This window comes from Kitasatospora albolonga (assembly GCF_039535905.1).
Classification (GTDB): domain Bacteria; phylum Actinomycetota; class Actinomycetes; order Streptomycetales; family Streptomycetaceae; genus Kitasatospora; species Kitasatospora albolonga.
Map to the genome: position 1 here is coordinate 13350 of NZ_BAAAYB010000057.1, position 12296 is coordinate 25645.

Consider the following 12296-nt stretch of genomic DNA (forward strand, 5'->3'; position numbering starts at 1 on the left):
AGTGCGGCAAGTGCCGTTCCCCTTCGCGCAGTTCCTCGCGCCCCTGCTGTCGCTGACCCTGGTTGCCGAATGGTCCGAGGCTCGTTCTTGGTTCTGGACGTTCCCGAGAAAGTGAGAACCGATGGCTCATCCAGTGGTGACCGAGGCGGAGCTGGTGGAGTCGGCGCCGGCCGGGGCGTACCGGCGGTTGGTGCTGCGGGCTCCGGAGGTGGCGCGGCGGGTCGGGCCGGGGCACTTCGTGATGCTGCGGGGGCGGGCGTTCTGGATCCACCGGGCGGATGTCGGGGGCGGGACGGTCGAGCTGGTGGTGGCCGAACGCGGGCCGGGGACACGGGAGTTGGTGCGCAGTCGGGTGGGGGACCGGTTGAGCCTGATCGCTCCGCTGGGGACGCCGTTCCCGGTGCCGGAGGGGCCGGTGAGTGCGTTGCTGGTGGCCGACGGGTACGGGAGCGCGGCGCTGTTCGGGCTGGCGGAGGGGATCCGGCGGCGGGGCGGGCAGGTCGGGTTCATCCTGGGGGCGGCGAGCGAGGAGCGGCTGTTCGGGACGGAGGCGGCCCGGGAGCTGACGCAGGACGTGCTGGTGGTGACGGAGGACGGTTCGGCGGGGCTGGCCGGGGTGGTGACCGAGGTGGTCGCGCAGGCGGTGAAGGCGATCGACGCCACCGTGGTGTACGCCTGCGGGCCGACCCCGATGCTGGCCGAAGTCGCGGCTGTCGCAGGTGAGTTGGGCGCACGGTGCTGGACGGCGGTGGAGGAGGCGATGGCGTGCGGGACGGGGCTCTGCGCGGCCTGCCTGCTGCCGGTGATCGGGGCCGACGGGGTGAGCCGGTCGGTGCGTTCCTGTACGGACGGGCCGGTGTTCGACGGGGCGCGGGTGCGCTGGGCGGAGACGGGGAAGGCGGCCTGATGGACCCTCGGGAGATCGACCTGACCGCCCCGCTGGGGCACCGTACGCTGCCGAACCCGCTGACCACCGCCTCGGGCTGCGCCGGGTACGGCCGGGAGCTGGCCAAGTTCGTGCCGTTGGACGCGCTGGGCTCGGTCACCACCAAGACGGTCATGCGGGAGCCGCGCACCGGCGGGCCCGCGCCGCGGACGGCCCGGACGCCCTCGGGGATGCTCAACGGCGTCGGCCTGCAGGGCGTCGGCGTCGCGCACCTGGTCCGGACCGAGCTGCCCTGGCTGGCCGAGCGCGGCGCCCGGGTGGTGGTCTCGGTCGCGGGGGAGCGCTTGGAGGAGTTCGCCGAGGTCACCGCCGCGCTGGACGGGCAGCCCGGGGTGGTCGGCGTCGAGGTCAACCTGTCCTGCCCGAACGCCGCCGACCGCGGCCAGGTCTTCGCCTGCAACCCCGCCACCTCCTACGACGTGGTCCGGGCGGTGCGCCGCGCGGCCGATGCCCAGCTGCCGGTCTACGCCAAGCTCTCCCCGGACGTCACCTCGGTCACCGAGATCGCCGCCGCCTGCGTGCAGGCCGGCGCCGACGGACTGTCCCTGATCAACACCCCCCTCGGGATGGCCATCGACCCCGTCACCCTGCGCCCGGTGCCGGGCGGCGCGGCCGGCGGGCTGTCCGGCCCGGCGATCCGGCCGCTGGCCGTGCGCTGCGTGCACCAGGTGCACGCGGAGATGCTGGCCGGACGGATCCCGAGGGTGCCGATCCTCGCCATGGGCGGGCTCCGGACCGGGCTGGACGCCCTGGAGTTCACCCTGGCCGGTGCCGCCGGCGTCGCCGTCGGCACCGCGCTGTTCCACGACCCCACCGCCCCGCTGCGCATCCTCGACGAGCTGCGCACCGAGCTGGCGGCGAGGGGCTTCGCCTCGTACACGGACGCGGTGGGGTACGCCCACCGCGCGGAATCCACCTGAAAGGCCGTCATGACGCTCGCTCCCTTCGGTACCCGCCTCGCCGCCTCCCTGGAGGCCCGGGGCCGGCTCTGCGTGGGCATCGACCCGCACGCCTCGCTGCTCACCGCCTGGGGCCTGAACGACGACATCGCCGGCCTGGAGACCTTCAGCCGCACGGTGGTCGAGGCGCTGGCCGGTGAGGTGGCGGTGCTCAAGCCGCAGGCCGCGTTCTTCGAGCGGTTCGGCTCCCGGGGCATCGCGGTGCTGGAGCGGACCGTCACCGAGGCCCGCGAGGCCGGCGCGCTGGTGCTGATGGACGCCAAGCGCGGCGACATCGGCTCCACCATGGCCGCCTACGCGGAGACCTTCCTGTCGCCGGACCGGGCGCTGTTCTCGGACGCGCTGACCGTCTCGCCGTACCTGGGCTTCGGCTCGCTGCAGCCGGCCGTGGACCTGGCGAAGGCGAACGGCTGCGGCCTGTTCGCGCTGGCGCTCACCTCCAACCCCGAGGGCCACGAGGTCCAGCGGGCCGTCGGCGCCGACGGGCTGACGGTGGCCCAGGGCGTGCTGAACCGGCTGAAGGCGGAGAACGCGGGCGCCGAGCCGCTCGGATCCTTCGGCGCGGTGGTCGGCGCCACCCTGGCCGAGGCCGGGGCGGACCTGGCGATCAACGGCGCGCTGCTGGCCCCCGGGGTCGGCGCCCAGGGGGCGACGGCGGCCGACCTGCCGCGGGTGTTCGGCGACTCGGTCGGGAACGTCCTGCCCAGCGTGAGCCGGGACGTGCTCAAGCACGGGCCCTCGGTGGCGGCCCTGCGGGCGGCCTCGGAGCGCTTCGTCGAGGAGATCGCCGCCGTGGTGAAGTGACGCAGTTCATGACGGGCGCCCTGTGAGGCGCGTCACAGCGGCCCGGCGGATGGGTCGTCAGGGCGGCTGATTTGCCCGGAAAAGTCCTGGTCGACCTTGGCTGACCAGGACTTTTCGTGTTCTTTTCCTGACGTGCGGCCTCAAGTTGGGTAGTGTCCGGCGAGAGGTCACCGAGGGGCGGCGGAACCGTTGCTCTCGCAGGTCAGAGCCGTGAGGTTCTGCGCTCGGTGCGCTTCGAAGGCACCACCCAGTCATAGCTCATTTCCTTCCATCTACACCTGAGGTGAACGGCGTGGCTCTTCCGCCCCTTACCCCTGAACAGCGCACCGCCGCGCTCGCGAAGGCTGCCGAAGCCCGTCGGAAGCGCGCCGATGTGAAGAACAAGCTGAAGCACTCCGGTGCCTCGCTGCACGACGTGATCAAGGCGGGCAAGGCCGACGACGAGGTCATCGGCAAGATGAAGGTCTCCGCACTGCTGGAGTCCATGCCCGGCGTCGGCAAGGTCCGCGCCAAGCAGATCATGGAGCGCCTGGGGATCTCCGAGAGCCGCCGCGTCCGCGGGCTCGGAACGAACCAGATCGCTTCGCTGGAGCGGGAGTTCGGCTCCACCGCCTCCTGACCTCGGCCGAAAGCCGACCCGGTGGTCCCCGGATCGTCCGCGATCCGGGATAATCGGTGCATGAGTGAACGTCCGCGGCTGACCGTGCTCTCCGGCCCTTCGGGGGTCGGCAAGAGCACGGTCGTCGCTCATCTGAGGAAGCAGCACCCCGAGCTCTGGCTCTCGGTGTCGGTCACCACCCGGCACCCGCGGCCCGGCGAGAAGAACGGGGTCCACTACTACTTCGTCGACAACGACGAGTTCGAGAAGCTGGTCGCCAACGGCGAACTGCTGGAGTGGGCCGTGTTCGCCGGGAACCGCTACGGCACCCCGCGCGCGGCCGTGCTGGAGAAGCTGGCGAGCGGGAAGCCGGTCCTGCTGGAGATCGACCTCCAGGGCGCCCGGCAGGTCCGGGAGTCGATGCCCGAGGCCCAGCTGGTCTTCCTCGGCCCGCCGAGCTGGGAGGAGCTGGTCCGCCGGCTCACCGGCCGCGGCACCGAGCCGCAGGACGTGATCGACCGCCGGCTGGAGGCCGCCAAGGTCGAGCTCGCGGCCGAGCCGGAGTTCGACACCACGCTGGTCAACCACTCCGTCGAGCAGGTCTCGGCCGAACTGCTACGGTTGCTCGGTGTAGCCTGAGCAGACAGTTCTGCTCAGGATTTGTTTCTTCTTTCGGAAGGTTTTCGCGTGTCCTCTTCCATGACCGCGCCCGAGGGCATCATCAACCCGCCGATCGACGAGCTGCTCGAGGCGACCGACTCGAAGTACAGCCTGGTCATCTACGCCGCCAAGCGCGCGCGTCAGATCAACGCGTACTACTCGCAGCTCGGTGAGGGCCTGCTCGAGTACGTCGGCCCGCTCGTCGACACCCACGTGCACGAGAAGCCGCTGTCGATCGCGCTGCGCGAGATCAACGCGGGCATGCTGACGGCCGAGGCCGTCGAGGCCGCCTGAGTCTCCCGGTACGTCACCGCAGGGCCCGTCGGAGCTGATGCTCCGACGGGCCCTGCGGCGTTCCCGGGGGCTCGCGCGGTGTGTCGCGGGCCATGGTGCGACGGGCTTCTGATGGGTCGTAGGGTGGGGCTCGTCCCCGCCCGACCGGCAGAGAGAGCCACCGCGATGAACGCCAGCCCGCCCAGTGTCGTCCTCGGCGTGAGCGGCGGCATCGCCGCGTACAAGGCGTGCGAGCTGCTGCGCCGGTTCACCGAGTCCGGCCACGCCGTGACCGTGGTGCCGACCGCCGCCGCGCTGCACTTCGTCGGCGAGGCCACCTGGGCCGCCCTCTCCGGCCGGCCGGCCGCCACCGAGACCTGGGAGCGGGTGCACGAGGTCCCGCACGTGCGGATCGGCCAGCAGGCCGACCTGGTGGTGGTGGCCCCGGCCACCGCCGACCTGATGGCCAAGGCCGCCCACGGCCTGGCCGACGACCTGCTCACCAACACCCTGCTCACCGCCCGCTGCCCGGTGGTGCTGGCCCCCGCCATGCACACCGAGATGTGGGAGCACCCGGCCACCCAGGAGAACGTGGCCACCCTGCGCCGCCGCGGCGTCATCGTGCTGGAGCCCGCCGTCGGCCGGCTCACCGGCAAGGACACCGGCAAGGGCCGGCTGCCCGAGCCGGCCGCGATCTTCGAGGCCTGTCGCCGGGTGCTGGAGCGCGGCGGCCTGGAGGCCGACCTGACCGGCCGTCACGTGGTGGTCTCGGCCGGCGGCACCCGCGAGCCGCTGGACCCGGTGCGCTACCTGGGCAACCTCTCCTCCGGCAAGCAGGGCTACGCGCTGGCCACCACCGCCGCCGCCCGCGGCGCCCGGGTCACCCTGCTCTCCGCCAACGCCACCCTGCCGGACCCGGCGGGGGTGGACGTGGTGCACGTCTCCACCGCGCTGGAGCTGCGGGACGCGGCGCTGAAGGCGGTGGCCGACGCCGACGCCGTGGTGATGGCGGCCGCGGTGGCCGACTTCCGCCCGGCCGAGTACGCCACCGGGAAGATCAAGAAGGTGGACGGGCAGGACCCCGCGCCGGTCGCCCTGGTGCGCAACCCCGACATCCTGGCCGAGCTCTCCGCCCACCGGGCCCGCCCGGGCCAGGTGGTGGTCGGCTTCGCCGCCGAGACCGACGACGTGCTCGCCAACGGGCGGGCCAAGCTGGCGCGCAAGGGCTGCGACCTCCTGGTCGTCAACGAAGTGGGCGGCGGTAAGGCTTTCGGTCAGGACACCAATGCGGCGGTTCTGCTGAGCGCGGACGGAACCGAGACCGAGATCGCCGACGGGCCCAAGGAATCGCTGGCCGACGCGGTCTGGGACGCGGTCGGGGCCCGCTTGGGCTGAGCTGGAGGCGTGGTCGAATACGTCTCAATCTTTGAGGGGGGAGTGCCGCCACCTGGTAGCGGACCGTTACACTCGCGGAATCAAAGTCTTTCCGGATGTCCGGACACCCGGGCATTCAGTCAGCAGCCGCTGCAACCCCAGGGAGCGCTGTGTCTCGCCGCCTGTTCACCTCGGAGTCCGTCACCGAGGGGCACCCCGACAAGATCGCTGACCAGATCAGCGACACCATCCTGGACGCGCTCCTCGCGGCCGACCCCACCTCGCGGGTCGCCGTCGAGACGCTGATCACCACCGGCCTCGTGCACATCGCCGGTGAGGTCACCACCAAGGCGTACGCGCCGATCGCGCAGCTCGTCCGGGAGAAGATCCTGGAGATCGGCTACGACTCCTCGAAGAAGGGCTTCGACGGCGCCTCCTGCGGCGTCTCGGTCTCGATCGGCGCGCAGTCGCCCGACATCGCGCAGGGCGTCGACACCGCGTACGAGGCCCGCGTCGAGGGCGACGAGGACGACCTCGACAAGCAGGGCGCCGGCGACCAGGGTCTGATGTTCGGCTACGCGAGCGACGAGACCCCCGAGCTGATGCCGCTGCCGATCACCCTGGCGCACCGCCTCTCCAAGCGGCTGTCCGAGGTGCGCAAGAACGGCCAGATCCCGTACCTGCGCCCCGACGGCAAGACCCAGGTCACCATCGAGTACGACGGTGACAAGGCCGTCCGCCTCGACACCGTGGTGGTCTCCTCGCAGCACGCCAGCGACATCGACCTGGACTCGCTGCTGACCCCGGACATCCGCGAGTTCGTCGTGGAGCCGGAGCTCAAGCGCCTGGCCGACGACGGCATCAAGCTGGTGACCGACGGCTACCGCCTGCTGGTGAACCCGACCGGCCGCTTCGAGATCGGCGGCCCGATGGGCGACGCCGGCCTCACCGGCCGCAAGATCATCATCGACACCTACGGCGGCATGGCCCGCCACGGTGGCGGCGCCTTCTCGGGCAAGGACCCGTCCAAGGTGGACCGTTCGGCCGCCTACGCGATGCGCTGGGTCGCCAAGAACATCGTCGCCGCGGGCCTGGCCTCGCGCGCCGAGGTCCAGGTCGCCTACGCGATCGGCAAGGCCGAGCCGGTCGGCCTGTTCGTGGAGACCTTCGGCACCGAGACCGTCCCGGTGCTGAAGATCCAGGCCGCGGTCTCCGAGGTCTTCGACCTCCGCCCGGCCGCGATCATCCGCGACCTCGACCTGCTCCGCCCGATCTACGCGAAGACCGCCGCGTACGGCCACTTCGGCCGCGACGACGCTGACTTCACCTGGGAGCGGACCGACCGGGTCGAGCAGCTGAAGAAGGCCGTCAGCGCCTGACGCTTCTCCTCGGAGCGGCGGTCACCCCTCGCGGGGTGGCCGCCGCTTCGTCGTGTCGTCGGTGCGGTCTGGTAGATGTGGGGAACGATGAGCAGCACAGACGACGGCAGCACAGACAACGGCGCTGTGGCCGGCACCGGGGAGCAGCTGGCCTTCATCCGGGACACGGTCCGCAGGGCCAAGCCCCGGACGTGGCGCGGCGCGCAGCTGGCCGAGCAGCTGCCGGTGGCCCGGGTGGTGGTGGACAAGGGGCTGCTCAGCCTGGACAAGTTCTTCGACTACGCGGTGCCCGCCAACCTGGCGGACGAGGCCCAGCCCGGCGTCCGGGTCCGGGTCCGCTTCGGCGCCCGGGTCGGGACCAACGGGCGGCGCGAGGGCGGTGAGCTCCACGACGGCTTCGTGGTGGCCCGGCTGGAGCACTCCGACTTCCCCGGCGTGCTGGCCCCGCTGGCCCAGGTGCTGTCCCCGGAGCGGGTGCTGACGCCCGCGCTGCTACGGCTGTGCCGCACCGTCGCCGACCGCTACGCGGGCTCGCTGGCCGACGTGCTCCAGCTGGCGGTGCCGCCGCGGCACGCCCAGGCCGAGGCGGAGGCCTCGCCGGAGCCGCTCCCCGCACCGCCGTTCCCCTCGGCGGAGAGCTGGGCCCGGTACGAGGAGGGCCCGGAGTACCTGACGGCCCTTCGGGACGGGGTGGCCCCGCGCGCGGTCTGGACGGCGCTGCCCGGGCCCGACTGGCCGGGGGAGATCGCCCGCGCGGTGGCCGCCACCCTGGCCGGGGGCCGCGGTGCGCTGGTGGTGCTGCCCGAGGGCCGCTCGGTGGCCCGGGTAGACGAGGCGCTCACGGCGCTGCTCGGCGAGGGCCGGCACGTCGCGCTGGCCGCCGACCTCGGGCCGCGCGAGCGGTACCGGCGCTGGCTGTCCGTCAGCCGGGGCTCGGTGCGGGCGGTGATCGGGACCAGGGCCGCGATGTTCGCCCCGGTGCGTGACCTCGGGCTGGTGGTGGTGTGGAACGACGGCGACGGCAACCACAGCGACCAGCGCGCCCCGCACCCGCACGTGCGCGAGGTGGCGCTGCTGCGGGCGGCGGAGGAGAAGGCCGGGGTGCTGCTCGGCGGGCTGTCGATGACGGTGGAGGCGGCGCAGCTGCTCTCCACCGGGTGGGCCCGGCCGCTGGCGGCGCCGCGGGCGGTGGTGCGTGCGACGGCTCCGCGGGTGCGGACCGTGACCGACCAGGACCAGGGGCGGGACGAGGCCGCGCAGTTCGCCCGGCTGCCGAGGCCGGCCTGGGAGGCGGCCCGGGACGCGCTGGCGCACGGGCCGGTGCTGATCCAGGTGCCCCGGCGCGGCTACGTGCCCAGGCTGGCCTGCGGGCGGTGCCGGACTCCCGCGCGCTGCCGGACGTGTGAGGGACCGTTGGCGGCGGGCGCGGCCGGGGCGGTGCTGAGCTGTGCCTGGTGCGGGCGGGAGGAGCCGGACTGGCACTGCGTGGAGTGCGGCTCGTTCCGGCTGCGGGCGCAGGTGGTCGGGGCGGGGCGGACGGCGGAGGAGCTGGGCAAGGCCTTCCCCCGGGTGCCGGTGCGCACGTCCGGGCGGGATTCGGTGCTGTCGGTGGTGTCGGGGGAGCCCGCGCTGGTGATCTCCACGCCGGGGGCCGAGCCGGTGGCCGAGGGCGGGTACGCGGCGGCGCTGCTGCTGGACGGCTGGGCGCTGCTCGGCCGTCCCGACCTGCGGGCGGGCGAGGAGGCGCTGCGGCTGTGGATGGCGGCGGCGGGGCTGGTGCGGCCGGCGGAGGAGGGCGGTGCCGTGGTGGTGGTCGCCGAGCCGACCGCCCGGCCGGTGCAGGCGCTGGTGCGCTGGGACCCGGCCGGGCACGCGGGGTTGGAGCTGGCGGAACGGGCCCAGCTGCACTTCCCGCCCGTCTCCCGGATGGCCTCGGTGACCGGCTCCGCGCAGGCGGTCGAGGACCTGCTCGGGCTGATCCGCCTGCCGGAGGGCGCGGACGTGCTGGGGCCCGTACCGGCTTCGGGCGGGCGGGGCGTCGAGCTGGAGCGGGCGCTGCTGCGGGTGGCGCCCGGTCAGGGGGCCGCGCTGGCGGCCGCGCTGAAGGCGGCTCAGATCGCCCGGGTGGCGCTGCGGCCGCCGGACTCGGTGAAGATCCGGGTGGATCCGCTCGACATCGGCTGAGGCTCCTTGAACCCTCGGGCGAGCAGGTGGACGGCGAGGGCGAGCTCCCAGGCGAGGACCGGGAGGGCGGCGAGCGAGCCGGCGGCCGAGACCTGCTGGTACGCGCCGAACAGGACGGCGACGGCGGAGGCGAGGATCAGCGGGCCGCCGAGCAGGCCGAGGACGGTGATCGGGCGGGGGAGCAGCCGGGCCCGGTGGAGCGCGTACGCCAGCACGGTGGTGTTGAGGCCGAGGGCGACGTTCGGACCGAGCAGGAAGGTCCTGGCGTGGAGGGCGGTGAGCAGCTCGCGGGCGGGGCCGGGCTGCTGAGGGAGCGTCACCAGGGTGAGCACGGCCAGGATGCCGACGGCGATCACCGCGCCTTCGAGCAGCCGTCCGGCCAGGTAGGCGTGGGCGGCCGCCGCGCTGCGCCTGCTGAGCACCGGGTGGAGCGCGGTGGCGGTGCCGACCACGGCGGTGACCAGGACGATCTCGGCGAGGGCGCCGGACAGCGCGCGCTGTCCGGCGCCCTCCCGGCCGTCCAGCAGCGGTTGGTAGAGCAACAGGCCCGCGACGGCGGCGACTTCGGTGAGCAGGAACAGTGCGCCGGTGATGACGGCGGTCTTCCGGTCTTGGTGCATGACGGCCCCCTCGACGAGGTGTACGGCGTACACCTGCTGATGGCCCGCCACGGTAGGCGTACGCCGTACACTCGGTCAAGCGGCGCTGATGAGAGGGGTGGTGCGGGGTGGCCGGTGCGGGGCGGCGGGAGCCGTTGAACCGGGGGCGGGTGCTGGCGGCGGCGGTCGAGCTGGCGGACGCGATCGGGATCGACGCGCTGAGCATGCGGCGGCTGGCCCAGGAGCTGGGCGTGGTGCCGATGGCGCTCTACAAGCACGTCGCCAACAAGGAGCAGCTGCTGGACGGCATGGTCGACGCGGTGCTCGCCGAGATCGACCCGGTGGGGGAGGGGCCTTGGCGGGGGGTGGTGCGGGCGCGGGTGCTCTCGGCCCGGGCGGCGCTGCTGCGGCACCCCTGGGCGGCGCGGGTGATCGAGACCCGGCCGGTGCCGACGGCGGCCGTGCTGGCGTACCTCGACGCGATGGCGGGCGCGTTCCGGGGCGGGGGGCTGTCGGTGCAGCTGACGCACCATGTGATGCACGCGATGGGGAGCCGGCTGCTGGGCTTCAGTCAGGAGCTGTTCGAGGCGCCCGGGGGCTCCGGGTCGCCACCGGCCGCGTTCGTCGAGGCCTTCCCCCGGCTCGCGGAGCTGGCGGAGGGCGGTCATGACGAAGCGTCGGTGGTCGGCGGCGGGTGCGACGACCAGTTCGAGTTCGAGTTCGCGCTGGACCTGCTGCTGGAGGGCTTCGCCCGGCTGCACGAGGCGGGCTGGGCTCCGCCGGTGCGGGGGTAGGGTCGGTGGCCGTGGAGCTGCGCAGGCGCGAGGCGTCGAGGGTGCTGCTGGTCGACGAGGCCGAGCGGCTGTTGCTGCTGTGCGGGGGCGACCCCCGCCGGGCGGGCCACCGGTGGTGGTTCACCGTCGGCGGCGGGGTGGGCCGGGGAGAGGACCATCTCGGCGCCGCCGTGCGGGAGTTGCGGGAGGAGACCACACTGGCGCTGCCCGCCGGGCGGTTCGGCCCGGTGGCCTGGACCCGGCGGGCGTTCTTCACCTACGACGGGCAGGCCTACGACCAGCGCGAGGAGTACCGGCTGGTGAGGATCACCGCCGCCGAGGCCGGGCGGATCCGCGTCGACTCGACGGAGGCCACCCACGGCCACCACTGGTGGACCCTCGACGAGCTCGCGGCCACCGAGGAGACCGTCTACCCCGAGCGGATGGCCGTGCCGCTCGCCGAGCTGCTCCGCGCGGGGCCGCCCGAACTGCCCTTGCACCTGGGCGACTTCACCGAAGGGGTCGATCCGGAGTGACCGGGAACATGCACTGGACCGACGCCGTCAAGGCCTTCACCCGAATCCTCCGGACCCACGGGCTCGACCCGGACGCGGTGGTGGACGTGGGGCGGGCGTGGGAGGCGTTCCGGGAGTTCGTCCAGCTGCCACTGGGTGGGGTCGCGCCGGTGGAGGAGGACGGCGACGGCTTCATCGTCCAGTGGGGGCGGTGGAGTTGGGACGACGGACAGCCGTCGCTGGGCTTCACCCGGCAGGTGGGGGTCTGGGAGGAGGGCGAGGTGGAGCTCTGGGGCGTGGAGCTCACGCTGTACTACGGCGAGGACCCGGCCTGGGCTGGTCTCGGGTCCCTTGCCTGGAACGACAGCATGGGGTTCGACTTCGACCCGATCGGCCCCGAGCGATCCGTGGCACTGGACGGGATCGCGGCGTTCGTCGCGACGATCCCGGAGGTCCGTGCGCTCTGGCAGGCCGTCCCGGTGTCGAGCGCGCTCAAGATGGAGCGGGCCGGCTGAGGGCGCTGCCGGGCGACCTCGGAAGTCTGATCCGGCCCATCCACGCACGAGGAGGCGTTGCGTTCAGGGGGTCAGGTCGATGACTCGGACGGGCTCCCCCTTCCAGCGGGACGGGTCCACGGTGGCGACGACCGCGCCGTCGGGACGGTCCGGCGTGGGGGATGCGGCGTAGCGGGTGTGGGCCTGCGCCCACGTCGTGTCCGTGGCGACGGCCATGGCGGCGGGGAGGTCCAGCTCGAGGACGGTGACGGCCGGAAGGGCCGCGAGGTGAGCGGCGGTGCCGGGGCGTTCGCGGTCCGCCTCGACCAGTGCGCAGGCAGGTGCGTAGAGGTACCAGCCCGGCTCGGTGTGCGCGCGGTGGATCAGGCGTGACGCGAGGAGGTTCCCGCGGCCGGCGGCGACCATGGCCGTGTCGTCGAGGACGACGTGCAGGCCGGTCACCGGAGCTCGGCCTGCGCCAGGCGGCGGTCGAGCTCGGCGTCGAGGCGATCGGTGTCGGTGGTGTCGGGGTCGTAGCCGTTCCAGGCCTGGAGCTGTTGCCGGGCCTGCTCGGCGCGCTCGGCGCGCTCGGCGGGGGTCAGAACGGTTTCGGCCAGGCGGGCGAGGTAGGCCCGTAGGGAGAGGTGCTCGGCGGCGGCGACCTCGGCAAGACGGTCGCGAGCCTCGGCGGGGATGCGGACGTTGGCGTCGGCCATGGGGCCTCCTCGGGATCGACTC

15 protein-coding genes are annotated in these 12296 nt (G+C 73.5%); 12 read left to right on the forward strand and 3 right to left on the reverse strand.

Annotated elements, in window-relative coordinates; genetic code table 11:
- Nucleotides 1-121: 121 nt before the first annotated feature.
- The 9 genes from ABD946_RS13545 to ABD946_RS13585 all read left to right on the forward strand — a co-directional run bounded on the left by ABD946_RS13545 (nucleotide 122) and on the right by ABD946_RS13585 (nucleotide 9177).
- The gene (locus tag ABD946_RS13545) at nucleotides 122-907 is read left to right on the forward strand and encodes a dihydroorotate dehydrogenase electron transfer subunit (protein ID WP_345283302.1); all 786 of its coding nucleotides are present in this window, start codon (nucleotides 122-124) and stop codon (nucleotides 905-907) included.
- On the forward strand, nucleotides 907-1866 hold the full coding sequence (locus tag ABD946_RS13550; protein ID WP_345283303.1) for a dihydroorotate dehydrogenase: 960 nt from the start codon (nucleotides 907-909) through the stop codon (nucleotides 1864-1866). Before ABD946_RS13545 ends, ABD946_RS13550 begins: the two co-directional genes overlap by 1 nt.
- 9 nt (nucleotides 1867-1875) lie before the next feature.
- Nucleotides 1876-2709 (forward strand): orotidine-5'-phosphate decarboxylase, encoded by an 834-nt coding sequence (pyrF, locus tag ABD946_RS13555; protein ID WP_345283305.1) that lies wholly within the window; start codon nucleotides 1876-1878, stop codon nucleotides 2707-2709.
- 292 nt (nucleotides 2710-3001) lie between these two features.
- A complete protein-coding gene (mihF, locus tag ABD946_RS13560; protein ID WP_345283306.1) occupies nucleotides 3002-3328 on the forward strand; it encodes an integration host factor, actinobacterial type in 327 nt (108 codons plus the stop codon).
- Nucleotides 3329-3388: 60 nt separating this feature from the next.
- A complete protein-coding gene (gmk, locus tag ABD946_RS13565) occupies nucleotides 3389-3946 on the forward strand; it encodes a guanylate kinase (protein ID WP_345283307.1) in 558 nt (185 codons plus the stop codon).
- 48 nt (nucleotides 3947-3994) lie between these two features.
- A complete protein-coding gene (gene rpoZ / locus ABD946_RS13570; protein WP_030056185.1) occupies nucleotides 3995-4261 on the forward strand; it encodes a DNA-directed RNA polymerase subunit omega in 267 nt (88 codons plus the stop codon).
- A 165-nt stretch (nucleotides 4262-4426) separates the two neighbouring features.
- Complete coding sequence (gene coaBC / locus ABD946_RS13575; RefSeq protein WP_345283309.1) at nucleotides 4427-5635, forward strand: bifunctional phosphopantothenoylcysteine decarboxylase/phosphopantothenate--cysteine ligase CoaBC; 1209 nt, start codon at nucleotides 4427-4429, stop codon at nucleotides 5633-5635.
- 149 nt (nucleotides 5636-5784) lie between these two features.
- Nucleotides 5785-6993, forward strand: a complete 1209-nt coding sequence (gene metK / locus ABD946_RS13580; RefSeq protein WP_345283311.1) for a methionine adenosyltransferase — start codon at nucleotides 5785-5787, stop codon at nucleotides 6991-6993.
- Nucleotides 6994-7080: 87 nt separating this feature from the next.
- Nucleotides 7081-9177, forward strand: coding sequence for a primosomal protein N' (locus tag ABD946_RS13585; protein ID WP_345283312.1), 2097 nt, complete (start codon nucleotides 7081-7083; stop codon nucleotides 9175-9177).
- Here the strand turns inward: ABD946_RS13585 and ABD946_RS13590 are convergent.
- Nucleotides 9105-9797 (reverse strand): DUF4386 domain-containing protein, encoded by a 693-nt coding sequence (locus tag ABD946_RS13590; protein WP_345283314.1) that lies wholly within the window; start codon nucleotides 9795-9797, stop codon nucleotides 9105-9107. The genes ABD946_RS13585 and ABD946_RS13590 overlap by 73 nt on opposite strands.
- 107 nt (nucleotides 9798-9904) lie before the next feature.
- On the opposite strand from ABD946_RS13590, the gene ABD946_RS13595 reads away from it, so the two are divergent.
- The 3 genes from ABD946_RS13595 to ABD946_RS13605 are packed head-to-tail and all read left to right on the forward strand — an operon-like array spanning nucleotide 9905 to nucleotide 11579.
- Nucleotides 9905-10570 (forward strand): TetR family transcriptional regulator, encoded by a 666-nt coding sequence (locus ABD946_RS13595; RefSeq protein WP_345283315.1) that lies wholly within the window; start codon nucleotides 9905-9907, stop codon nucleotides 10568-10570.
- Nucleotides 10571-10581: 11 nt separating this feature from the next.
- A complete protein-coding gene (locus ABD946_RS13600) occupies nucleotides 10582-11085 on the forward strand; it encodes an NUDIX hydrolase (protein ID WP_345283316.1) in 504 nt (167 codons plus the stop codon).
- Between the two features lie 8 nt (nucleotides 11086-11093).
- The gene (locus ABD946_RS13605) at nucleotides 11094-11579 is read left to right on the forward strand and encodes a hypothetical protein (protein WP_345283318.1); all 486 of its coding nucleotides are present in this window, start codon (nucleotides 11094-11096) and stop codon (nucleotides 11577-11579) included.
- A gap of 63 nt (nucleotides 11580-11642) precedes the next feature.
- Here ABD946_RS13605 and ABD946_RS13610 read toward each other — a convergent pair whose 3' ends face one another.
- Both ABD946_RS13610 and ABD946_RS13615 read right to left on the reverse strand, forming a co-directional pair.
- Nucleotides 11643-12011, reverse strand: a complete 369-nt coding sequence (locus ABD946_RS13610) for a PIN domain-containing protein (RefSeq protein ID WP_345283353.1) — start codon at nucleotides 12009-12011, stop codon at nucleotides 11643-11645.
- Nucleotides 12012-12016: 5 nt separating this feature from the next.
- Entirely contained in the window at nucleotides 12017-12274 is a 258-nt protein-coding gene (locus ABD946_RS13615) for a hypothetical protein (protein ID WP_345283319.1), read from the reverse strand.
- Between the last annotated feature and the right edge of the window lie 22 nt (nucleotides 12275-12296).

Excerpts from the sequence above, each read along its gene's own strand:
- ABD946_RS13545 (WP_345283302.1), top strand. The coding sequence starts at position 122 with ATGGCTCATCCAGTGGTGACCGAGGCGGAGCTGGTGGAGTCGGCGCCG.
- ABD946_RS13550 (WP_345283303.1), top strand. The coding sequence starts at position 907 with ATGGACCCTCGGGAGATCGACCTGACCGCCCCGCTGGGGCACCGTACG.
- pyrF (WP_345283305.1), top strand. The coding sequence starts at position 1,876 with ATGACGCTCGCTCCCTTCGGTACCCGCCTCGCCGCCTCCCTGGAGGCC.
- gmk (WP_345283307.1), top strand. The coding sequence starts at position 3,389 with ATGAGTGAACGTCCGCGGCTGACCGTGCTCTCCGGCCCTTCGGGGGTC.
- coaBC (WP_345283309.1), top strand. The coding sequence starts at position 4,427 with ATGAACGCCAGCCCGCCCAGTGTCGTCCTCGGCGTGAGCGGCGGCATC.
- ABD946_RS13585 (WP_345283312.1), top strand. The coding sequence starts at position 7,081 with ATGAGCAGCACAGACGACGGCAGCACAGACAACGGCGCTGTGGCCGGC.
- ABD946_RS13590 (WP_345283314.1), bottom strand. The coding sequence starts at position 9,797 with ATGCACCAAGACCGGAAGACCGCCGTCATCACCGGCGCACTGTTCCTG.
- ABD946_RS13605 (WP_345283318.1), top strand. The coding sequence starts at position 11,094 with ATGCACTGGACCGACGCCGTCAAGGCCTTCACCCGAATCCTCCGGACC.
- ABD946_RS13615 (WP_345283319.1), bottom strand. The coding sequence starts at position 12,274 with ATGGCCGACGCCAACGTCCGCATCCCCGCCGAGGCTCGCGACCGTCTT.